General features: G+C 72.7%; 21 protein-coding genes. 9 read left to right on the top strand and 12 right to left on the bottom strand.

Features of this window, described 5'->3' with window-relative positions; all coding sequences use genetic code 11:
* Window positions 1-26 precede the first annotated feature (26 nt).
* Window positions 27-824, bottom strand: coding sequence for a DeoR/GlpR family DNA-binding transcription regulator (locus RNL97_RS25860; protein WP_030581420.1), 798 nt, complete (start codon window positions 822-824; stop codon window positions 27-29).
* A 229-nt stretch (window positions 825-1,053) separates the two neighbouring features.
* On the opposite strand from RNL97_RS25860, the gene RNL97_RS25855 reads away from it, so the two are divergent.
* Window positions 1,054-1,941 (top strand): SIS domain-containing protein, encoded by an 888-nt coding sequence (locus RNL97_RS25855; RefSeq protein ID WP_030581417.1) that lies wholly within the window; start codon window positions 1,054-1,056, stop codon window positions 1,939-1,941.
* A 26-nt stretch (window positions 1,942-1,967) separates the two neighbouring features.
* Window positions 1,968-2,636 (top strand): DedA family protein, encoded by a 669-nt coding sequence (locus RNL97_RS25850; RefSeq protein WP_030581415.1) that lies wholly within the window; start codon window positions 1,968-1,970, stop codon window positions 2,634-2,636.
* Between the two features lie 115 nt (window positions 2,637-2,751).
* Here RNL97_RS25850 and RNL97_RS25845 read toward each other — a convergent pair whose 3' ends face one another.
* Window positions 2,752-3,303: a hypothetical protein gene (locus RNL97_RS25845; RefSeq protein WP_243315464.1), complete on the bottom strand. Its 552-nt coding sequence runs from the start codon at window positions 3,301-3,303 to the stop codon at window positions 2,752-2,754.
* 104 nt (window positions 3,304-3,407) lie between these two features.
* Here RNL97_RS25845 and RNL97_RS25840 point away from each other — a divergent pair, with 104 nt between their 5' ends.
* Window positions 3,408-3,860 carry a PPOX class F420-dependent oxidoreductase gene (locus tag RNL97_RS25840; RefSeq protein ID WP_243315462.1) on the top strand — a complete coding sequence of 151 codons (453 nt, stop codon included), beginning with the start codon at window positions 3,408-3,410 and terminating at the stop codon, window positions 3,858-3,860.
* Window positions 3,861-3,898: 38 nt separating this feature from the next.
* On the opposite strand, the gene RNL97_RS25835 is transcribed toward RNL97_RS25840, so the two are convergent.
* Genes RNL97_RS25835 through RNL97_RS25825 form a run of 3 tightly spaced genes read right to left on the bottom strand, consistent with a single transcriptional unit; the run spans window position 3,899 to window position 7,103 of the window.
* Complete coding sequence (locus RNL97_RS25835) at window positions 3,899-4,966, bottom strand: FecCD family ABC transporter permease (RefSeq protein WP_030581409.1); 1,068 nt, start codon at window positions 4,964-4,966, stop codon at window positions 3,899-3,901.
* The gene (locus tag RNL97_RS25830) at window positions 4,963-6,000 is read right to left on the bottom strand and encodes a FecCD family ABC transporter permease (protein ID WP_313751249.1); all 1,038 of its coding nucleotides are present in this window, start codon (window positions 5,998-6,000) and stop codon (window positions 4,963-4,965) included. The genes RNL97_RS25835 and RNL97_RS25830 overlap by 4 nt, the downstream gene beginning before the upstream one ends.
* A 50-nt stretch (window positions 6,001-6,050) precedes the next feature.
* Window positions 6,051-7,103, bottom strand: a complete 1,053-nt coding sequence (locus tag RNL97_RS25825; protein ID WP_030581404.1) for an iron-siderophore ABC transporter substrate-binding protein — start codon at window positions 7,101-7,103, stop codon at window positions 6,051-6,053.
* Between the two features lie 594 nt (window positions 7,104-7,697).
* Between RNL97_RS25825 and RNL97_RS25820 the strand changes: the two genes are divergently transcribed.
* Window positions 7,698-8,006 carry a MarR family winged helix-turn-helix transcriptional regulator gene (locus RNL97_RS25820; protein ID WP_313751248.1) on the top strand — a complete coding sequence of 103 codons (309 nt, stop codon included), beginning with the start codon at window positions 7,698-7,700 and terminating at the stop codon, window positions 8,004-8,006.
* Between the two features lie 122 nt (window positions 8,007-8,128).
* On the opposite strand, the gene RNL97_RS25815 is transcribed toward RNL97_RS25820, so the two are convergent.
* Together RNL97_RS25815 and RNL97_RS25810 are read right to left on the bottom strand one after the other, a co-directional pair.
* Complete coding sequence (locus RNL97_RS25815) at window positions 8,129-9,079, bottom strand: hypothetical protein (RefSeq protein WP_313751247.1); 951 nt, start codon at window positions 9,077-9,079, stop codon at window positions 8,129-8,131.
* 211 nt (window positions 9,080-9,290) lie between these two features.
* Window positions 9,291-10,109: a helix-turn-helix domain-containing protein gene (locus tag RNL97_RS25810; RefSeq protein WP_313751246.1), complete on the bottom strand. Its 819-nt coding sequence runs from the start codon at window positions 10,107-10,109 to the stop codon at window positions 9,291-9,293.
* Window positions 10,110-10,224: 115 nt separating this feature from the next.
* On the opposite strand from RNL97_RS25810, the gene RNL97_RS25805 reads away from it, so the two are divergent.
* A complete protein-coding gene (locus tag RNL97_RS25805; RefSeq protein ID WP_030581396.1) occupies window positions 10,225-10,659 on the top strand; it encodes a hypothetical protein in 435 nt (144 codons plus the stop codon).
* Window positions 10,660-10,784: 125 nt separating this feature from the next.
* The gene (locus tag RNL97_RS25800) at window positions 10,785-12,302 is read left to right on the top strand and encodes a cryptochrome/photolyase family protein (protein ID WP_030581394.1); all 1,518 of its coding nucleotides are present in this window, start codon (window positions 10,785-10,787) and stop codon (window positions 12,300-12,302) included.
* Window positions 12,303-12,399: 97 nt separating this feature from the next.
* On the opposite strand, the gene RNL97_RS25795 is transcribed toward RNL97_RS25800, so the two are convergent.
* A complete protein-coding gene (locus RNL97_RS25795) occupies window positions 12,400-13,743 on the bottom strand; it encodes an aminotransferase-like domain-containing protein (RefSeq protein WP_313751671.1) in 1,344 nt (447 codons plus the stop codon).
* Window positions 13,744-13,899: 156 nt separating this feature from the next.
* Between RNL97_RS25795 and RNL97_RS25790 the strand changes: the two genes are divergently transcribed.
* Entirely contained in the window at window positions 13,900-14,547 is a 648-nt protein-coding gene (locus tag RNL97_RS25790) for a LysE family translocator (protein ID WP_030581388.1), read from the top strand.
* Between the two features lie 81 nt (window positions 14,548-14,628).
* Here the strand turns inward: RNL97_RS25790 and RNL97_RS25785 are convergent, their stop codons facing one another.
* Entirely contained in the window at window positions 14,629-16,965 is a 2,337-nt protein-coding gene (locus RNL97_RS25785) for a M9 family metallopeptidase (RefSeq protein ID WP_374115167.1), read from the bottom strand.
* A 222-nt stretch (window positions 16,966-17,187) separates the two neighbouring features.
* On the opposite strand from RNL97_RS25785, the gene RNL97_RS25780 reads away from it, so the two are divergent.
* Complete coding sequence (locus RNL97_RS25780) at window positions 17,188-17,451, top strand: hypothetical protein (protein ID WP_078652006.1); 264 nt, start codon at window positions 17,188-17,190, stop codon at window positions 17,449-17,451.
* Between the two features lie 68 nt (window positions 17,452-17,519).
* Entirely contained in the window at window positions 17,520-18,230 is a 711-nt protein-coding gene (locus tag RNL97_RS25775) for a GntR family transcriptional regulator (RefSeq protein ID WP_030581381.1), read from the top strand.
* A gap of 57 nt (window positions 18,231-18,287) precedes the next feature.
* Here the strand turns inward: RNL97_RS25775 and RNL97_RS25770 are convergent, their stop codons facing one another.
* From RNL97_RS25770 to RNL97_RS25760, 3 genes are read right to left on the bottom strand one after another with little or no spacing between them, the layout of a single operon-like run.
* The gene (locus tag RNL97_RS25770) at window positions 18,288-19,289 is read right to left on the bottom strand and encodes a proline racemase family protein (protein ID WP_030581378.1); all 1,002 of its coding nucleotides are present in this window, start codon (window positions 19,287-19,289) and stop codon (window positions 18,288-18,290) included.
* A 1-nt stretch (window position 19,290) separates the two neighbouring features.
* Window positions 19,291-20,205 carry a dihydrodipicolinate synthase family protein gene (locus RNL97_RS25765; RefSeq protein ID WP_030581376.1) on the bottom strand — a complete coding sequence of 305 codons (915 nt, stop codon included), beginning with the start codon at window positions 20,203-20,205 and terminating at the stop codon, window positions 19,291-19,293.
* Window positions 20,206-20,214: 9 nt separating this feature from the next.
* On the bottom strand, window positions 20,215-21,621 hold the full coding sequence (locus tag RNL97_RS25760; RefSeq protein ID WP_313751670.1) for an FAD/NAD(P)-dependent oxidoreductase: 1,407 nt from the start codon (window positions 21,619-21,621) through the stop codon (window positions 20,215-20,217).
* Window positions 21,622-21,737: the final 116 nt, after the last annotated feature.

Here is a 21,737-nt window from a genome sequence, read left to right as displayed (position 1 = left end):
GCACCGGTTCACGACGGCCCGACCCGTCAGACCGCGATGACCTGGACCCCCGCCTCGCCGAACCGCTCCCTCGCCTCCGCCCCGATGCGGGAGTCGGTGACCAGGACGTCGACGAGGCCCAGGTCGCAGACGCGGGCGAAGGCGCGTTTGCCGATCTTCGACGAGTCGGCCGCCACCACCACCCGCTGGGCCCGTTCCGCGAGCAGCCGGTTGACGCTGGCCTCGCCCTCGTGGTGGACGTACGCGCCGCGTTCGATGTCGATGGCGTTCACCCCGAGGACGGCGACGTCCAGCGTGATCTCGTTCATCACGCCGACGGCGAGTGGGCCTGTCAGCTCGTACGACTGAGGCCTCGCGACGCCGCCCGTCACGACCATCTTGATCTGCGGGCGGATCGCCAGCTCGCTCGCGATGTTGAGGGCGTTGGTCACCACGGTCAGCGTCGGCTGACCGCCCGCCACCGCCGTCTCGCCCACGATGTCCGGGCGTACCGCCAGCGCTCTGGCCACCTCGGTCACGGTCGTCCCGCCGGTCAGGCCGACGACCTCGCCGACGGCCACGAGGCCGGACACCGCGCGCCCGATGGCCTGCTTCTCCGGCGCGTGGCGGCCCGTCTTGTAGCGGAGCGCCAGTTCGTAGGAGACCCCGTGCGCGACCGCGCCGCCCCTGGTGCGGGTGAGCAGGTGCTGCTCGGCCAGCTGGTCCAGGTCGCGACGGATGGTGGCGGCCGAGACGTCGAGCGCCACCGCCGCCTCCTCGACGTCCACCCTGCCGTGCTTGCCGACCAGTTCCAGCAGCGCGTCCCACCGGGCGTCCCTGGACAAGAGCGTCTCCTCACCGTCCGGCGCGGGCACCGCGTTTCGCGGGAACGCGGTCGCCGGGGGCCGGACCGCCGCAAGCGTCGCACAGGGCCCGCGGGGAGCCCTCCCCCCATCTGCACGTTGCTTGTTTTTGCTCGATAACCGCATGTAACGTGCAGAATTCTACACGCGGGGTGATCGACCCCGCTCAACCCCGTTCCCGTGGTCCACCTCGTTCCCGTGGAGTGCAGACGTGTCGTATGCCGAGACCGAGACAGCCAGTCAGCCCGCCTGCTGGCGGCGCGCAGCCGCCCTGGCCGGGGGCCCCGAGGCCGTCGCCCTGCCCGTCGCGGGCGAGCGCGTCGCGGTCGTGGGCTGCGGCACCTCCTTCTACATCGCACAGGCCTACGCCGGGCTCCGCGAGGGCTCCGGACAGGGCGAGTCGGACGCCTTCGCCGCCTCCGAGTTCCCCTTCGGTCGCGGCTACGACCGGGTCGTCGCACTGACCCGTTCGGGGACCACGACCGAGGTGCTGGAGCTGCTGAACCGGCTGCGCGGCACCACCCCCACGGTGGCGGTGACGGCGGATCCGCGGACCCCGGTCAGGGCGGCGGCCGACGATCTCGTCGTCCTGGACTTCGCCGACGAACGGTCCGTCGTCCAGACCCGCTTCGCCACGACCGCTCTCACCCTGCTGCGGGCCCACCTCGGGCTGCACTCCGACGCCGTCGTCGCGGACGCCGAGGCGGCCCTCGCCGAGCCGCTCGCCGACGAGCTTCTGCGGAGCACCCAGTTCTCCTTCCTCGGCCGGGGGTGGACGGTGGGTCTGGCCCACGAGGCGGCGCTGAAGATGAAGGAGGCGTCGTTGTCCTGGACGGAGTCGTATCCCGCGATGGAGTACCGCCACGGCCCCATCAGCATCTCCACCACCGGCACCACGACCTGGATGTTCGGCGAGGCACCCGAGGGCCTGCCGGAGCAGGTGCGCGCCACGGGCGCCCAGTGGGTGAACGGCTCCCTCGACCCCCTGGCCGATCTCGTACGCGTCCAACGCCTCGCCCTCGCCCGGGCGGCTGCCCGGGGGCTCGACCCCGATCTGCCGCGCCATCTGAGCCGCTCGGTGGTTCTCGACGGGGCCTGAGGCGGGGGCTGCGAGACCATGGAGGCATGCACCTGACCCTGGACGCTGCGGCCCACCGGCTGTCGGCGGCCTCGGAGCCGCAGGGGGGAATCGCCGGCTGGGCCGCCGGTCTGGTCGAGACGTTCGGCGGGCCCGGCGCGGGTGCGGCCATCGCGCTGGAGAACGTGTTCCCGCCGCTGCCGAGCGAGGTCATCCTGCCGCTGACCGGGTTCGCCGCCTCGCAGGGCGTGCTCAGCATCGCCTCGGCGCTGTTCTGGACGACGCTGGGCTCGGTCGTGGGTGCGGTGGTCCTGTACGGCGTCGGCGCTGTGTTCGGCCGGGAGCGGATGCACGCCTGGTGGGCGAAGCTGCCGCTGGTCAAGGCCTCCGACCTGGTGCGGACCGAGGCGTGGTTCGCGCGGCACGGCACGAAGGCGGTGCTGCTGGGCCGGATGGTGCCGGTGTTCCGGAGCCTGATCTCGGTGCCCGCGGGTGTGGAGCGCATGCCGCTGCCGGTGTTCGTCGCGCTGACGACCGCCGGCAGCCTGGTGTGGAACACGGTGCTCGTGATGGCCGGATACTGGCTCGGCGACCAGTGGGACGTCGTCGGGGCGTACGTCGGCGTCGTGTCCAAGGCGGTCCTGGGCCTGGCCGTCGTCGCCCTGGCCGGCTACGTCACGATGCGGATCCGGGACCGCGGACGCGAGAAGCCGTGACGGGACTGCACGGGGCGGCGCGAGCGGCACGGCAGGAGCGCCGCCCGGCCCGCCCGGTCGATGGGACACCCCCTGGGGGATGTCCCGCGCTCGACCGCCCCGGCCCGAGGGGGCGTCACTCCTCGAAGTAGGCGTCCAGGGCCTTGTCCAGCTCGGCCGGCCAGCTCTTGAGCTCGCTGCGGCTGGCCGCCTCGACCTCGGCGTTGAACCAGCGGCGGCTCGACAGGTGGACGGTCACCGTGAACCTCCGGCCGAACCGGGCCGGGGTGGTCTCCACCGCGCCGATCTCGTCCCAACCGAACTCGGCCTCTTGGTCGTCCAGCCGGAACCGGACGCCTTCCCGGGCCACCCGGATCGAACCGCGCCGGTCGCTGACCTCGAAAACGGGGCCGTCCCGGTCCTCGGCATCGGCCTGAGCCTCGGCATCGCCGTCGACCGCCGCTGCTCCGTCCGCCGCTTCCGGTTCCCGGTCGGCGTCGCCCTCCGCGGCCGCCGGTTCGGCCTCGTCGTCGCGGAACTCCGCCGCCTCCGGACCGGCCTGCGACTCCGCTTCCGGTTCAGGCTCGCGGGTTCCGGCGGGCGCCGCCAGTCCGGGCAGGGGGATGAACGCCGGGTCGGTGCCTGCGGCGAACTCGGGCTTCTTGTTCGAATCTATGCTCTGCTCCACGGCGGGCAGTATGGTCGACGAACCTGTACGTGACCAGTCGCCACTGCTCCGGTCGGCCGAGGGGCACCGGAAATTACCGCGCGGCCACGGAGGTTGACCCCTTCATGACCCAACGCCCAGGACCTCGCGCCCTGTCCGACGAAGCCCTCTCGGGCCTCCTCGGCCGGCAGCAGTTCGGCACGCTCGCCACGAACAAGCGCAGCGGCCACCCCCATCTGACGACCATGGTCTACAGCTGGGACCCCGAGGCACGCATCGTACGGTTCTCGACGACGGCCGACCGGGTCAAGACCAAGCACCTGCGGCGCGATCCCCGTGCGGCGCTGCATGTGCCGGGTGGCGACGTGTGGTCGTTCGCCGTCGCCGAGGGCGAGGCCGAGGTCTCCGGAAGCACCACGGAGCCCGGGGACGCGGTCGGGCGGGAACTGCTCGGGATGATCCCGGAGGGCGGGAGTCCCGAGGACGAAGCCGCGTTCTTCGAGGAGTTGGTCGCCGAGCGCCGGGTGGTCATCCGGCTGACGGTGGACCGGCTCTACGGCACGGCGCTCGACGTCTGACGGCGAAGGCGCGGGCCGGGGTGGGGTGGGCGGGGCCCTCAGAGCACGCCCTTGCGCCACTCCCCTACCAGCAGACAGCCCAGGTACACGCCGCCGATCGCCATCGTGTAGATCCCCACCGGCAGGTCGTCGAAGAGCGGCAGTTGCTGGGAGCAGAGGTCCGCGAGAACCAGCAGCAGGCCGCCGGTGAGGGCGGAGAGCAGCAGGTGCGGGCCGGAGCCGCGGGTGAGGCGCCGGGCGATCTGGGGGGCGGTCAGGGCGATGAAGGCGATGGGTCCGGAGACGCTGACCGCGGCGGCCGAGAGGGCGATGGCGAGGAGCACGGCGAGGGTCTTGGCCTTCTTCGGCTCGGAGCCGAGCCCCTCGGCGATGTCGTCACCCATTTCGCCGATGTCGAGCCGCCGCGAGATCAGCGCGGCCAGCGGGGCGGCGGCGGCAAGGACCAGCCAGACGGTCGTGGCGTCGGTCCAGGAGCGCGCGGTCAGGCTGCCGTTGACGTACGCGGTGAGGACGGACGCCTTGTCGCGTTCCAGGGCGTAGACGACGTACTGGGTGACGGCCGCGCCCATCGCGGCGACCCCGATGCCCGCGATGACGAGCCGGGCGGGGTTGCGGAAACCGGTGCCGGTGGAGACGTAGACGAGGGCCATCGCGAGGATGGCGCCGATGAGCGCGCCGACGGGGACCGGAACCGTGTCGGGGAACATCAGCGCGCAGAACGCGGCGCCCGCACCGGCCCCGGCGGAGAGGCCGATGACGTCCGGGCTGCCGAGCGGGTTGCGGGTGACGGACTGGAACAGCGCGCCGGACAGGCCGAGCGCCGCGCCCACGCCGATGGCGACGGTGAGACGGGGCCCGCGCAGGCGGTTGAAGACGAACCGGTCCTTGCCCTCGGCGTCCCCGACGAGGGCGGCGGGCAGGTCGGCGAGGTCGATGCCGAGGCGTCCCCAGGCCAGCGTCGCGACGCCGGCCGCCAGGAGGAGGACGAAGAGCCCGGCGCCCGCGAACACGGACGCCCGGCGCAGGGGTATCGCGACGGTGCTGCCGACGGTCAGATAGCCCCGGGGCGCCTTGCGGACGGGGGCGGTGCGGTCGGTGACGGTCATGAGGTGCCCCGCATCCTGCGTACGGCGATGAGCAGCGCGGGTGCGCCGATGAAGGCGGTGACGACGCCGACCATGAGTTCGGTGGGCCGCATGACGACCCGGCCCACCACGTCCGCGAGGAGCAGGAGGGTGGGGCCCATCAGGGCGGAGAAGAGGATCTGGGCGCGGAAGTCGACGCCGGCAAGGGCCCGTACGACGTGCGGGACGGCGAGGCCGACGAAGGCGATCGGGCCGACGGCGGCGGTCGCGGCGGCGCTGAGCAGGGTGGCCGCGACCAGTCCCCCGCCCCTCGTGCGCCCGGGGTGCGAGCCGAGGGCGACGGCGGTCGCGTCGCCGAGGGCCAGGGCGTTGAGGCCGGGGCCGAGGGCGAGGGCGATCAGGAAGCCGACGGCGGCGAACGGCAGGACGGACCAGAAGACGTCGAAGTCCCGGCCGCCCAGCGCTCCGACGACCCAGTAGCGGTAGCTGTCGAAGACCTGCGGTTTGCTGAGGGTCACCGCCTGGATGAACGCCATCAGGACGGCGGTGAGCACCGCGCCGGCGAGCACCAGGCGCACCACGCTCGCTCCCGTACCGGCGGAGCCGATGACATGGACGAGGACGCCCGCGATCAGCGCTCCGGGCAGCGCCCACCACATGGTGTCGGTGGCGCCGGCGGCCCCGAACCAGGCGGTCGCGGCGACGATGCTCGCGGAGGCGCCGGCGTTGATCCCGAGGAGGCCCGGTTCGGCCAGCGGGTTGCGCGAGACGCCCTGCATGAGGGTGCCCGCGACCGCGAGGCAGACCCCGGCGAGGACGCCGAGGACGGTGCGGGGGTAGCGGCTCTCGATGATGGTCGTGATGGTGGGGTCGGCGGTGCCGCGCAGGACGTCGAGGACATCGCCGAACGACGTGGAGCGGCTGCCGAACACGACGCTGGCGCAGAGCGCGAGTGCCAGCGCGGCCAGGCCGAGGAGCAGGAGGAACGCCGACCGAGCGGCGCCGGTACGCGAGGTACCCGCGCCGCTCGGCTGTGCGACCGTGGTGGTTGCCATGGGAGTGGAGTGTGCCTTGGGGGCTCGGCGGTCCGGATACCCGGCCGGGGTTACTTGCCGGCGGTCTTGACGGCCTTGTCGATGAGCGGCAGGTAGCGCTCGATCGTCCACGGCACGGTCAGCGGGTTGATGATCGAGGAGGCGGTGACGAAGGAGTTGTCGTTGCTCGCGACGACGGCGCCCTTCTTGATCGCGGGGATCTCGGCGTACAGCTTCTGGCCCTCGATCTCCTTGCGGTTCTTCTCGTCCGTGTAGAACGTGAAGACGAGGTCGCTGTCCTTGAGCTTCTCGGCGTTCTCCAGGCCGATGAGGGCCGAGTCGGTGCCGGGGGTCTCCTTGAAGCCGTTGACGACCGGGTCGACCTTCAGGCCGAGCGAGGAGACCATCTTGACGCGCTGCTCCTCGGGCTTGAAGACGCCGAGGGTGCCGGGGCCGGAGTTGTAGATGTACGAGAAGGTGACGTCCTTGTATTTCGGCCGGGTGGCCGCGGCGTCGGCGAGCTGCTTCTCGATCTTCGTCTTGAGACCGTTCGTGTCCTCGGTGCGGCCGAGCGCCTTGCCGATGATGTCGATCTGCTGGTCCCAGTCGGTGCTCCACGCCTGGTCGGGGTAGGCGACCGTGGGGGCGATGTCCTTGAGGACGTCGTACTGCTTCTGCGTGATGCCCGACCAGGGGGCGAGGATGACGTCCGGCTCCAGCTCGGTGATCGCCTCGAAGTCGATCTCCTCGCCGCCCGTGAACTGCTTCGGGAGCTTGTCGCCGGACTTCTTGACCGCTTCGTTGATCCACGGCAGGTAGCCGGACTTGTCACTGCCCCACGGGTAGCTCTCGATGCCGACCGGCGTCTCGCCGAGGGCTATCGCGGTCTCGGCGGAGCCCTGGCCGAGGGTGACGATGCGTTCGGGCTTCTCCTCGATCTTCGCGGTGCCGAGCGAGCTCTTGATCGAGACGGGGAAGGCGCCGCCGCTCTTCGCCGAGTCCTTCGCCCCGTCCTTCGTGTCGCCGTCGCCGTCCGAGGAGCAGCCGACCAGGGCGACGGCGAGAGCGACGGTGGTGGCCGTGGCGGCGAGAGTGTGGCGGCGCACGCGGGTGAAGCCGAGCATGGAGGGTCCTCAGGTTGGCCGAGCAATGAAGGTTAGGCAAGCCTAAGCCAGAGGGGTCGGTGGCTCAAACACACCCCCTCACCCCGGTCACGGGCATGGCGGTCAAAGACCGCAGATGACAAGCTCCGAGCGGCGGTCGGCGCCTCGGCGCAAGCCCGACGGAGCGGGGTTCGTCAGACGTACTGCCCTACGGGGCAGCGTCGTTGTTCACCGACGGCGCGGCGGAGCCGCCCGAGGGGGCCCGTCCGATCGGGTGCGGGCAGCGGAAAGTCGGCGATCCCGTCGAGGGACGACCGGGGCTCGCCGGGGACGAGCCACCCCTCCGCCGCGCCCGGAGGGAGCAGCAAGCAGCTCAAGTCGAGAGCTCCCTGGGCTGGGCTGGAAAACGTTCTGGGGACGGACGATCTCGACACCCGGACGGCTCGCCGTCCCAAACCGCAGGAGGAGCAGTCTTGACCGCCCCACCGCCCCACCGCCCCACCGCCTTCCCGCACCGCCTCCCCCCGCGGGGAGCCGGAGGCCGGTGACCGCGAGCGGTACTTCTCCCGGCCGGCGCGGGAGCGTCCCGACATCGCGATGTGCCGGGCGACGAGAATGGTGGCCCGCTCGATCGACGAGGAACGGTCCGCGCACGGGCTGACCCTGGCCCAGCACCTCGCGCTGAAGATGCTGAACGACGTGGGCCCTTGCTCCCAGAAGGAGTTGAGCGCGCAGTTGCGCGTCGACCGGAGCGTGATGGTCGGTTGTATCGACGGCCTGGAGGACTCCGGTCTCGTACGGCGTGAGCGCCATCCCCGGGACCGCCGGGCGTACGCGCTGACGCTGCCCCCGAACGCGGGACCCGCACTGGCGGAGGCAGAGGGCGGGGGCCGCAGCTGCTGGACCGGACTCTCGGTGCGCTGACTGCCGCCGAGCGGCGAACCCTGACCCGGCTCGCGGGGAAGATCCTCGACGTGAGCTGAGCCCGATCGGCCTCGGCGGAATGCGTCGAGGCTGCCCGCCCGGCCGAGCGGGGCGGGCGGAGGTCAGTGACCGTGGTCGGCGGACTCGCCACCCTCGGGCGCGGAGTTCTCGGGAGCCGCGCCCCCGGCGTGCACGGTGAAGGCGGCCGTACGGACCTTCCCCTCGTGCCGGAAGTCGAGGAAGAGGCGGTAGGCCCCCTTGCTCGGGGCCGTCGCGGTGAAGGAGACCTCGGGCCCGGACTCCGTACGCCCGTCGCCCGGCTCGCCGTTCGGGTGGACGTGGAGGTACGCCAGGTCCCCGGCGCGCAGCGCGACGAGGTGGCCGTATGCGCCGAGGTGGGGCTGGAGGTCGGTGACCGGCTTGCCGCCCTTCTCGACCTCCAGCTTCAGTTCGCTGCCCGCCCCGGGGCGCAGCGCCCCGTCGAGGGTGACCTCGTACCCGTCGACGGTCGCCGTCCGCTCGGCTTCCGGCAGCGACTCGGGACGCGCGTCGCCGGAGACGGCCAGGTCGGCGCCCAGGGTGATGCCCTCGGCGTTCTTCCCGTCCGGGGTGAAGTCGGCGAAGACCCGGTAGCCGCCGGCCTCGGGAAGCTCGACGGGGGTGGACCAGGTGCCGTCGGCGGCCCGCTCGGGGTGCAGGTGCCGGTAGGTGGTGAGGTCGCTCGACGCCACGATCAGGTGCAGTTCCTTGCCGTGCTCGCGGCGGAACGCGGTCACGTTGCGGGAGGTGTCCTCGTCCACGACGGCGAAGCGCAGCTCGGCGGGCTCGCCCGCCTCGACGCGCGGGGTGTCGAGGTCGAGGGTGAAGCCTCCCTGCGAGACCTGGAGGCCGCCGGGAAGCTCGGAATCCTCTTCCGCGGGGCGCTCCTTCTCGATGTGCCCCTCCCCGCTCTCCTGGTGGGACGGCTCCTTCGGCGGGACCGCGGGCTCCAGCGCGCCGCCCACCGCGTACGCCGACCCGAAGGTCGCCGCGAGCCCCGCGGCGAAGGCCGTGATCTTGAGACCGGTCTGCATGGCCCACTCCCTCGTCAAGGCCGCCGGATCGCGACCACTCACCGTCCAAGATACCCCCCAGGGGTATGAAGTCAACCGGGGTCGATCTTGCGGCGCGGTACGGGAGACCCGGACGAGGAAGCTCGCCGGGCCGGTGGGGCGCGGGGACGCGGGGGCGGGATGTGCGGCCCCACCCCCACGGGAGGCCTGGCCCCGGCTCGGGACCGCGCCGCTACTGTCCCCCGCCGCCGCCCGGCGCGGCCAGGGTGCGCATCAGGGTGTCGGTCTGCTCGTCCATCGGGAAGAACGACTCCACCGCGAGCTCCGAGAGGGTCACGTCGGCGGGGGCTCCGAAGGTGGCGATCGTGCTGAAGAAGGCCATGTCGCCGAGCGGTGTACGGATACGCAACGGGACGACGATGCCGGCCGGGTCCACCGGGCCGGGATCGGCGTCGAGGCCGGCCGGGACCGGATAGGCGGAGACCTCTTCGTACAGCTCCCGCAGGTCGTCATGGCCGGTGGTGTCCACTTGGTGCCGCAGCCGGCCGAGGGCGTGGGCGCGGACCTGGGCGAAGTTGAGGCACTGGGAGGCGAGCCCCTCCGGGTGGAGGATCAGCCGCATCACGTTGCCGCCCGACTCCGTCAGACGCGGCGGCACGGCGCCGAGCAGCAGGGACATCGCGTCGTTGCGGTCGACGATGTTCCAGATCCGGTCGATCGCGGCGGCCGGATAGGGCTCGTGTCCGGCCAGCATCGCCCGGATCGCCGAGCGGACCATGGCCATCCGGTCGCTGTCGAGCGGTGACTCCCGGTAAGCGGGGGCGTAACCGGCGGCCAGCAGCAGGCCGTTGCGGTCCCGCAGCGGGATGTCGAGGTGCTCGGCGAGCCGGAGCACCAGCTCGCGGCTCGGACGGGCGCGGCCCGTCTCCACGCAGGAGAGATGGCGGGTGGAGGAGTCCGCCCGCAGGGCCAGATCGAGCTGGCTGAGCTTGCGGCGGCGGCGCCACGACCGGAGCAACGGGCCTATCCGGGGCGGCACTTGGATCTCCATGATCCCACCGTATCCGTGGATCACCGCCGGGGCGTTCTTGACCTGGGAGGTCATGGAGTCCCGGCCGCCGTGCGTGGCACCGTGGCGTCGACCCGCCGTACGAAGGAGATCCGAGATGACGTACACCCTCGCCCCGTCCGCAGCGACGGCCCCGGCCCCGGACACCTCCCGCTTCCTCCGCCTGGTGCTGCGCGTGGACAGCGTGAGTACCGCCGTGATGGGCCTCGTCCTCGTCGCGGCCGCCGCGCCGCTCGGCTCGCTGACCGGGATGCCGGTGGCCTTCGCCGTCGCGTTCGGGATCTTCCAGCTGGGCGGAGCGGGCTGCCTGGCGCTGATCGCGGGCTATCCGGCGATCCCGCCCGCCCTGGCCAGGGCCGTCGTCGCGGTCAATGCCGCGTGTGCGGTCGGGTGCGTGGTGATCGCCTTCGCCGACCTCGTACCGCTCAACGGGGCCGGGGTGGTGTTCCTGCTGATCGGAGCGGTGATCGTGGCGGTCTACACCGCGCTCCAGTACACAGGGCTGCGGCGGATGACGGCGGCGACGGCCTGAGCGGGCGTCGCCGGGCGCACCGGCGACCGTACCGTGCGTGCGCGCGGCGTGGCGTCGCAGGAGCCGTCCGAGCCCTCCCTAGCGTGGCGGAGGCGGCACCTTTCGACGGCAGGACAGACCCCCTCATGGCACCACGCACCCACTGGCTCTTCGGGGACCAGCTCGGCCCCCACTTCCTGGACCCGTGCCACGGCGGCCCGGACGCCCACGCTCCCGTCCTGATGATCGAGGCCCGGTCGGTCCTGCGTCGGCGCCGCTTCCACCGGGCCAAGGCCCACCTCGTCCTCTCCGCGATGCGGCACCGGGCGGCCGAACTGGGCGACCGGGTCCGCTACGTCCGGGCCCGGACCTACACGGAAGGGCTGGCGGAGGCCGGATTCGGCGGCGGGGGCGACCGCCTGACGGTCTGCCACCCGACCTCCCGTGCCGCGCTGGACTTCGTGACCGCCCGGGACGGCGTCGCCGTGCTTCCGGCCCGGGGCTTTCTGCTGGCGCAGGAGGAGTTCGGGGCATGGGCCGAGGAGCACGGAGGCGACCGTCTGCGGATGGAGGGCTTCTACCGGTGGATGCGCCGGGAGCACGAGCTGCTCATGGACGGCGACGAGCCGGCCGGCGGCACGTGGAACCTCGACCACGACAACCGCGAGCCGCCGCCCCGGGGCGTGAGGACCCTGGACGTCCCCGCGCCCTACCGCCCGCGCGAGGACGAGATCGACGACGAGGTGCGCCACGACCTCGACCGCTGGGAGCGGGACGGCGAGGTCGCGTTCGTGGGCCGCGACGGCCCCCGCCTCTTCCCCGTCACCCGGCGGGAGGCTCTGGCCGCGCTCCGGCGCTTCGTCGCCCGACGGCTCGGCGACTTCGGGCGGTACGAGGACGCGATGCTCGCGGCCGATCCCGTGATGAGCCACAGTCTGCTGTCCGTCCCCCTCAACCTGGGGCTCCTGGACCCCGCCGAGTGCGTCGACCGGGCCGAGCAGGCGTGGCGCGCGGGCGAGGCGCCGCTCAACAGCGTCGAGGGCTTCGTCCGGCAGATCGCGGGCTGGCGGGAGTACGTGTGGCAGCTGTACTGGCACTTCGGCGAGGAGTACCGGCACCGCAACGCGCTGCGCCACACCGCGCCGCTGCCCGACTGGTTCCTCGGCCTGGACGCCGACGCGGTCACCGCGAACTGCCTGTCCACCGTCCTGGCCCAGGTCCGCGACACCGGCTGGACGCACCACATCCCGCGGTTGATGGTGCTGGGCAGCCGGGCCCTCCAGGACGGCTGGGACCCGGCCGCCGTGACCGACTGGTTCCACCGGTGCTTCGTCGACGGCTACGACTGGGTGATGCTGCCCAATGTCGTCGGCATGTCGCAGTACGCGGACGGCGGCCGGATGACGACCAAGCCGTACACCTCCGGCGGTGCCTACATCAACAAGATGAGCGACCTGTGCGCGCCCTGCGCCTACCGCCCCACCGACCGCACCGGCGAACAGGCCTGCCCCTACACGGCGGGCTACTGGGCCTTCCTGCACCGCCACCGGACCGCCCTGAGCGCCAACCACCGGATGGCCAGGGCGGTCCAGGGCCTGGACCGGCTGAAGGACCTCGACGGGCTCCTGGAGGAGATCGCGGAGCGCGGCGACCGGGCGCCCTGAGGCCGGGAACCGGCGCCCCGTCCTCGGCATCGGGGCCGGATGCTCAGTCCTCGGCATCGGGGCCCGGTGCTCAGTCCTCGGCATCGGGGCCCGGTGCTCAGTCCTCGGCCAGGTCGTCCGGAGCGGACCGGGCGAGGTGGGCGAGGGCCGCGAGGGTCCGGGAGAGCACCTCCTCGGTGGGGGACGCCAGGCCGAGGCGGATCGCGTGCGGGCCACGGGGGCGGCCGACGGAGAACGCCGCGGCCGGGGTCACCGCGATGGAGTGGCGCGCGGCGGCGGCGACGAAGGTGTCGGAGCGCCAGGGGGCGGGCAGCTCCCACCAGAGGTGGTACGAGGACGGGTCGCCGCGGGTGCGGAAGTCACCGAGGTGGCGGCGAGCGATCTCCTGACGCGCCCCGGCCTCCCGCCGCTTGGCCCGTACGAGCGTGGCGACGACACCGTCCTCCTGCCACCGCGCCATCGCCTCCAGGGGAAACCGCATGGGCGTCCACCCGCCGGATCGCACGGCAGCCGTGACCCGGCCCGCCAGCGCGGCGGGGGCCACGGCGAACCCGAGGGACAGCCCCGGGGAGAGTCGCTTGGAGAGGCTGTCGACGAGGACGGTGTGCTCGGGGACCCGCGAGGCGAGGGACGGCAGGTCGTCCCGGAGGAAGGCCCAGACGGCGTCCTCGATCGCGTGGATCCCCGATGTCAGCAGCACCTCGGCCAGGTGGTCCAGCCGCCGCGCGGGCATGGTCAGCGACAGCGGGTTGTGCAGGACCGGCTGGACGTAGACGGCGTGCAGCGGTTCGGCGCGGTGCGCCTCCTGAACCGCCTCGGGGATCAGCCCGTGCTCGTCCATGGCCAGCGGTACGAGGGTGACGCCGAGCCGGGCGGCGATGGCCTTCAGCACCGGATAGGTGAACTCCTCGACGCCCAGCCGGGCCCCGGGCCGGGTCAGTGCGGCGACGGCGGCGGAGATGGCCTGCCGGCCGTTCCCGGTGAACAGGACACGTTCCGGGTCGGGCCGCCCGCCGCCCCGTACCAGGAGGTCGGCGGCGGCCTCGCGGGCGGCGGGCGTACCGGCGGGCCCGACCGGGCGGAGCACCGACTCCAGGTCGCCGGAGCGGACCAGCTTCTCCAGGCCGGCGGCGAGCAGCCCGGCCTGTTCGGGGACGACGGGGTGGTTGAGCTCCAGGTCGACCCGGTGCGCGGCGGGCTCCGAGAGGGCCGGGGCGGGAGCGGGAGCGCCGGGTGCCGACGCGACGAAGGTGCCGCGTCCGACCTGGCCGACGGTGAGGCCCCGCCGGGCGAGCTCCTGGTAGACGCGGACGGCGGTGGAGTTGGCGATCGCGTGGCGCCGGGCGAACTCCCGCTGCGGAGGCAGGCGTTCCCCCGGCCGGAGCCGACCGGACGCGATCTCCTCCGCCACGCCGTCCGCGACGGACCGGAAGTCCTTCACGGGCTTCACCTCCTTGGTCGGCAGCATCGGAACACATCATTGCACCGAGTGCAATGTCCGCTGTTGAACCGACCCGAAAGGCGAACCTAGACTCCGATTGCACCGAGCAAGGCGGTCGCCGAAACACCCCTGGACGTGAACAGAGCGGCGGAGAACATGGTTGAGCTGAGCGGAGTGCTGGGCGTCGCCATGATCGCCCTGGGCATGGTGCTCACCCCGGGGCCGAACATGATCTATCTCGTCTCGCGGAGCATCACCCAGGGGCGCCGCGCGGGGGTGGTCTCCCTCGGCGGTGTGGCCGTGGGCTTCCTGGTCTATCTGGTGGCCACGAATCTCGGTCTGTCGGTGGTCTTCCTCGCGGTGCCCGAGCTGTACGTGGCGGTGAAACTGGCCGGGGCCGGCTATCTGGCCTATCTGGCCTGGACCGCCCTGAGGCCCGGGGGCGTCTCCGTCTTCGCGCCCAAGGAGATGCCGCACGACTCCGCACGCAGGCTGTTCACGATGGGTCTGATGACGAATCTGCTCAATCCGAAGATCGCCATCATGTATCTCTCCCTCATCCCGCAGTTCATCGGTCTGGAGTCGGGAAACGTCCTCCTCCAGGGATTCGTGCTCGGCTCCGTCCAGATCGCGGTGGCCCTCACCGTCAACCTGGGCATCGTCCTCGCGGCGGGAGCGATCGCCGCCTTCCTCGCCCGGCGCCCTACCTGGCTCCGCGCCCAGCGCTATCTGATGGGCACCGCCCTGGGTCTCCTCGCGGTGTCGGTCGCGACGGACACCTCGGCGCCTGCGGCCTCGGGCTGAACGGTCGTCCGCGGGTCGCGGGATCGTCGGGGGCCGGGCGCGCGTGGCGCCCGGCCCCGGCCGGAAGGTGCGGTGGGCGGATCAGTAGGCGGTCGTGAGGGTGGCTCCGCCGAACGAGGCGGCCGCGTGCAGGCTGATGTAGTGGGCGCCGGCGGGCGGGTCGGTGACGGTCAGGGTGTGGGAGTTGCCGGGTCCGGTGGCGCGGCCGGTGTGGGAGGCGGTGGTGGCCCAGCCGGTGCCGCTGGAGTAGAGGTCCGCGTCGCCGGTGCCGCCGCTGACGGTGATCTTCAACTGCTCGGTGCCTGCCGGGATGTACAGGTAGTGGTAGGCGTAGTTGCCGGTGGCGGCGGAGAGGCTGCTCCGACGGCAGTTCTCGCCCAGGACCCGGGGGTCGGGGTCGGTGCACTCGGAGACGGGGGTGGTGGAGCCGTCGCCGCAGTCACCGGCCGCGCACCCCGCCAGCCAGGTCCGGAAGTCGCTGTCGTACCGCGTGCCGACGGTGCTGGCGAGGTGGGTCCGGGCCGCGGCCCACTGCCCGGTGCGGTAGTGGCCGAGCACCGTGTCCATGTCGGCGGGGTGCTTCTCCAGCATGTACCGCACGGCAAGGTAGCCCCAGCGGTACACCCGCGTGGTGTCGTGGCTGTAGTCGGTGCCGAAGAGGGTGCTCAGGGCGTAGGTGCCCTTGCCGGCCTCGGTCATCGCCGCGGTGTAGGGCTCGCCCCGGTAGTGGTAGGAGATGTACTCCGCGAAGCCCTCCACCCACCAGACGGTGGGGGTGCTCATGCCCGCGGCGAAGTCGCCGTACATGGTGAAGCGGCCGTCGAGGTAGTGGGTGTACTCGTGGTTGAGGTTCCAGATGTGGAAGTCCGGCCGCAGCCACTCCGCCTCGTAGGCGATGAAGCGGGGCTGGTTGCCGATGACGGAGGGATCGCCCTCCAGGTACATGCCGCCGTTGTCGGTGTCGATCCCGTACATCGCGCCGGCATACGTCTGGTAGTCGGCGCTGGAGTCGTAGGCGATCACTTCGATGCTGGTGTTGCGGTCGTCGGCGACCGGGCCGTCGTCCTTGGCGATCCGGTGGAAGTAGGCGTCCTGCTCGATGAGGCTGGTGCAGGACGCGCTCAGCTCGGCCGATGTCATCTGCTGGGCCAGGATGCGGATGCCGGGGCCGCAGGCGTGACGCACCGGCAGGACCTCCCGCTTGAGGCGTTCCTGGAGGTCGCAGACGCCGTACGCCGAGCAGTTCGCCCGGTCGTAGTGGTCGGCCATCTCCGCTATGCCCACCCAGAGCGGGGCGGTGGGGCCGGTGATGGAGCTGCGGCCGAGCAGGTCGGTGGCCAGGGGCCGGGCCCTGCCCCGCAGGCTGGGGTACTGGAGGAAGCGGCCCAGCTCCCGCCCGGCGTTGGAGGTCAGGTAGGCGTGGTCGCCGTCGAGCAGGGAGAGGTGGTCGGCGGCGAAGCGGTGCAGGGAGCCGATGAGGCTCGGGTCCGCCTCGACGGCGGCGACGAACTCGGGCACCTGGTGGCCCCTGAAGGTCACCGTGTACACGCCGTTGACCGCGGCGAGCATCCGCGAGAGGCCGTTCCAGGAGGAGTCGTAGTCCGCCAGCATCCGCTTGACGACGTTCAGATAGCGGGCGTTCTCCTGGGCGCTGTCGATCAGGATGACCGCCTCGGACAGCGTCTCGCCGTTCTCGTCGGTGACGTCTCGCGACCGGGGGCTCGCGAAGAAGCTGTCGAGACCCGAGCGGATGGCGGTCCGCAGCGCGCTGCCGTACGGTCCGACGGCATCCGGGTTGTACCACTGCACGTAGTACCCGGCCCGGAGGTAGAGCACGAGCTGCGGGGTGCCGGTGCTCCCGTCGCCCGGGTAGTAGGCGGAGTTGTCGCGCAGCGCGTACGCCACCGAGGTCATCTGGGCCTCGCGGAAGGCCAGTCGGGCGTCGTTGCCCGTCAGACTGAACAGCGTGTTCACGCAGTCGGTGGTGGACGCCTTGATCCGGCGCACCAGTTCGGCCCCGGTACGGCCGGTGAAGTCGGCCGGGTCGCACGCGGCGGCCTTCGCCGAGGGCTTCCCTCCGGCGTCCTGCTCCTTCGGGGCGTCGTGGTCGCCGTACGCCTCCCTGAGGGCGGACTTGTCGGCGCTCAGCGGGGGGAGCTGCGACACCTTCAGCCGGTCCTCGGTCCGGTGACCGGTGTCCGGTGCGGGGGACTGCTGCGCCTGCGGCGCGGGGTCGGCCGGCCCGGCGGTGCGGGCCGGTTGCGACGCGTTCGATGCCGTGGCGGCCGAAGGGGAGTTCGGCTGCGCCCGGGCCGGCTGCGCGAGCAGCGCGACGCCCATCGCCCCGGCCAGAGCCAGCGGCAGAACGGCACCCACACCGCGGCGGACGAGTGTGGTTCTCACGTTGTTTCCTCCCATGAGGGGTCGGGTCACGCGCTTGCGTGACCGATGGGATGGACAGGGCAGGGCTCGGGATGGCGTCATGCCGTGCTGTCGGCCGGACGGAATGGGGACGATGGCCAGGCTTGGCATGTCCACGCCCTGTGACATGTACAATGGCACAGGTCACACTTCACCAGGAAGACCCGTGCCGGAAATCCGTCGGCCCCTCAGTCCGCCCCGGGGAGGTGGCAGGCGGCCGTGCGCACCCCGGGTCGGGCAGCGGGGCCGTCGAGAGCAGCGCCCGGGCGCAGGGGTGCGCCGGCCGGTCCTGCCCGCGACGCCGGCGACTTCCGCCGCGACCGCCGCTACGGCGAGTTCCAAGCCGGCCGTCGGCCCGGCCTGGACGAGACGGCGCCGATGGGGCTGCGCCGCGCCCACCTGGACGAGCTGCCGGGACTTCTCACCGGCCCGCAGCCGCCGACCCGCCTGGTCATCACCCACGTCGACCGCCGCACGCCCTGACAGCCGAGGAGGGACGCTCCGCGCAACGTGACATTGTATAGTGCGGTGACAAATCTGAAGGGGAACCCATGAGTGAGCTGAAGTCCCGCAAACTCATCTCGGTGCAGGAGCATCTGCGCGACCAGGTGGCCAACGCCCTGCGGGCCGCGCTGATAGCGGGGGAACTCCAGCCCGGCGTGATCTACTCCGCGCCCACCCTGGCCGCCGAGTACGGCGTCTCTGCCACGCCCGTGCGCGAGGCCATGCTGGATCTGGCTCGGGAGGGCCTGGTCGAGGCGGTGCGCAACAAGGGCTTCCGCGTCACCGAGCTCTCCGAGCGCGACCTGGACGAGTACACCGAGATCCGCGCGCTCATCGAGATCCCCACCATCGGCCGGGTGGCCCGCACCGCCTCCCGTGAGCAGTTGGAGGCGGTGCGTCCGGTGGCCGAGGAGATCGTGGCCGCCGCCCAGCGGGGCGACCTGATCGGCTACCTGGAGTCGGACCGCCGCTTCCACCTCGACCTGCTCGCCCTCGCGGGGAACGCGCGCCTCGTCGAGACGGTGGCCGACCTGCGCAAGCGCTCCCGGCTGTACGGCCTCACCGACCTGTCCCACGAGGGGTCGTTGGTGGGTTCCGCGCAGGAGCACACCGCGCTCCTGGACATCATGATCGAGGGCGACGCGGAGGCGGCGGAGGAACACATGCGGCGCCATCTCGCGCATGTGCGGACGCTGTGGGCGGCCCGGAAGCGGGAAGCCGAACGCGCGGCCCCGTCCCGCGGGCTCGGCGCGCGCTGAGCCGAAGCCGGGTGGGGGCCGGGGCACGTCGAGGGGCCCTTCCCGTCGGCCCGGCGGTCATACGGTGAATCCCTCCGGGTAGGGGTCGGTCGGGTCGAGCAGATACTGCGCGGTCCCGGTGATCCAGGCGCGGCCGGTGACGGCGGGCAGGACGGCGGGCAGGCCGCCGACCGTGCTCTCGCCCAGGATGCGGCCGGTGAAGCGGGAGCCGATGAAGGACTCGTTGACGAAGTCCTGCCCGGTCTTCAGCAGTCCCCGCGCGTGCAGTTGGGCCATCCGGGCGCTGGTTCCCGTCCCGCAGGGCGAGCGGTCGAACCAGCCGGGGTGGATCGCCATGGCGTGCCGCGAGTGCTCGGCGGTGGAGCCGGGGGCCTCCAGATAGACGTGGTGGCAGACGTCGATCGCGGGGTTCTCCGGGTGGGCCACCGGGTTCTGCTCGTTGACCGCCCGCATGACGGCCAGGCCCGCGTCGAGCAGCCGGCCCTTCTCCGCCCGGTCGAAGGGGATGCCGAGGTCCTCGGTGCGCACGACGGCGTAGAAGTTGCCGCCGTACGCCATGTCGTAACGGACCGGGCCGAACCCCGCCACGTCGACGACCTGGTCCAGCGCGTGGCTGTAGGAGGCGACGTTCTCCAGGGTGACGGACTCCGCCCGGCCGTCGCGCACGGCGACCCGTGCCGTGACGAGACCGGCGGGGGTGTCGAGGCGGATGAGGGTCTCCGGCTCGACCGCCTCGACCATGCCCGTCTCCACCAGGACCGTCGCCACGCCGATGGTGCCGTGGCCGCACATGGGCAGACAGCCGGAGACCTCGATGAACAGCACGCCGAAGTCGGCGTCCGGCCGGGTCGGGGGCTGGAGGACCGCGCCGGACATGGACGAGTGCCCGCGCGGCTCGCACATCAACAGGGTGCGCAGCCCGTCCCGTTCGGCCATGAACCGCTGTCGCCGCTCGGCCATGGTCGCGCCCGGCAGGACGCCCACCCCACCGGTGATCACCCGGGTCGGCATGCCCTCGGTGTGCGAGTCGACCGCGTGGTAGCAGACCCTGGAGCGCACGTCAGTTCACCCCCGCGTCGATGAGGGCCTGGGTGGCGGAGCGCACGACGGCCTCGGTCTCCGGGTCCAGGGCCTGCCGGGGCGGCCGGCAGGCGCCGCCGGTCCGGCCGATCATGTCCTGGCCGAGCTTGATCGCCTGGACGAACTCGGTCCTGCTGTCCCAGCGCAGTACGGAGTGGAGCCGGCGGTAGAGCGGGAGCGCGGTGGTGAGATCGCCGGCCAGCGAGGCGTCGTAGAGGTCGAGGCAGGCGCGCGGGAAGACCTGGGGGTACCCGGCGACCCAGCCCTTGGCCCCGGCGACGGCCACTTCGAGGAGGGTGTCGTCGGTACCGATGATCAGGTCGAGCCCGGGAGCGAGTTCGTTGATGGCGTAGCACCTGCGGACGTCCCCGGAGAACTCCTTCACGCCCACGATGAACCCCTCGGCGTACAGCTTGGCGAGCAGCTCGGGACGCAGGTCGACCTTGGTGTCGATGGGGTTGTTGTAGGCGGTGACGGGAAGACCGGCGGAGGCGACCATCGCGTAGTGCTCCAGGACGGCGCGGTCGTCGGCCCGGTAGGCGTTGGGCGGCAGGCACATGACGGCCTGGCAGCCGGCGTCCTTGGCGAAGAGCGCGTGCCGCCTGGCCTCGATCGCGCCGTACGCCCCGACGCCCGGCATCACGGTGAAGCCCTCGGGGGCGTGGGCGACGGCGGTCTCGACGACGCGGTCGCGTTCCTCGTACGTCAGGGTCTGGTACTCGCCCAGCGACCCGTTCGGGGCGACGCCGTGCAGGCCCTGTTCGGCGAGCCAGGCGACGTTGTCCCCGTAGGCGCCGTGGTCGACGGCGAGGTCCCGGCCGAACGGGAGGCTCGTCGCGACGATGACACCGTGCCAGGGCATACGGGTGGGGGCCGTGCGGTCCACGCGGTTCATGGGAACTCCTCAGGTCGGTTCGGAAGGGGTCTCGCCGGTGAAGGGCTCGCCGGAGTCGGCGAGCGCACCGAGGGTGAGGGGGGTCGCGATCAGCCGTTCGGCGGGGGTGTAGGGCTCCGCGCGGGCGGCGACGAGGCAGTGCACGGCGGGACCGCACATCCGGCCCTGGCACCAGCCCATGCCCGCCCTGGTCAGCTGTTTGACCTGGCGGTGGTCGATTGCCGAGCCGTCGGCGCGGGCGGCGCGGACCGTCCCCGCGGTGACCTCCTCGCACCGGCAGACCGTGGTGTCGTCGGTCAGCCAGGCAGGCCAGTCCCGCGGCACGGGGTGGGCCCGGGCCAGGGCGCGGGCGAAGGCGCGGTGCCGGACCACCGCCCGGCGTTCCGCGGCCGGCGGCCGGAGGCCCGGCCGGCCCGGCGCGGAGAGGTCGGTGAGCACCGATACGGCCGCCACGCGCCCCTCGCTCAGCGCGAGCGCAGCCCCGCCCACCCCGCAGGTCTCGCCCGCGGCGTAGAGGCCGGGAACAGTGGTGCGCTGTCCGGCGTCGACGACGGCGGCCATGGTGCCGTCGCCCGCGTCGGCGAGGTCGCAGCCGAGCGGGAGCAGCAGGTCGAGCTGCGGGACGAAGCCCCAGCCGACACCCACGGTGTCGGCCTCGATCCGCCGCTCGGTGCCCGGCATCGGCGCCCCGCCGCCCTCCAGGGCTGCGATGCGTACGACGGCGACGCGCTCCTCTCCCTCGGCGCCGACGATGCCGGTGCGGGTGCGGACCGGGATCCGGTGCCGGGCGAGCGTGTACGCGTAACCGGCGGCTTCGGCCCACTTGGCGGGGTTGCGCAGCAGGGGGGCGGGGTGGCGCAGCCAGGCCGAGGGCGCCCCCGCCTCGCACACGGCGACCACCTCGGCGCCGCGGGCGGCGAGGGCGGCGGCGACGGGCAGCAGGAAGGGGCCCGTGCCGCCGAGGACCACGCGCCGGCCGGCCACCACTCCCCCGCCCTTGAGCAGCGACTGGATTCCGCCGACGGTGAGGACGCCGGGCAGGTCCCAGCCGGGGAAGGGGAGTTGGCGGTCGTAGGCGCCGGTCGCCACGATCAGGGCCGGTGCGCGCAGTACGACGGCCCGCTCCTCGGGCGGCCTGCTGCGGTCCACGGCGTGGACGGTGAAGCCGTCCGCCGCGCGGGCCGTGGTCCACACGGGGTGGTCGAGCAGGAGGGTGAGCCGGCCGGTGCGCTCGTGGGCGGCCAGGGCGGCGCGCAGCGCCCGGTAGGTGCGCAGGTCGTGGTGCAGGTCCCCGGTGGGGAGGGTCTCGCGCGCGTGGTCCGGGGGGTGGCGCCAGAACTGGCCGCCCGGTGCGGGGCCCGAGTCGACGAGGACGACCCGCAGCCCACCGTCCAGGGCGGCGGCCGCGGCCGCCATACCCGCCGGTCCGGCGCCCACCACCACGAGGTCGACGGAGTCCCGGGGCTCACGCGACGCGGCGTGGTCGTCGTCGGGTTCGGTCGTCGCGCCACCACCGCCGAGGCCGCCGCGGT

The organism is Streptomyces parvus, from assembly GCF_032121415.1.
Lineage (GTDB): Bacteria > Actinomycetota > Actinomycetes > Streptomycetales > Streptomycetaceae > Streptomyces > Streptomyces globisporus_A.
Note: the sequence above shows the minus strand (reverse complement) of the source record. Positions and strands in the feature narration are given on the sequence as shown.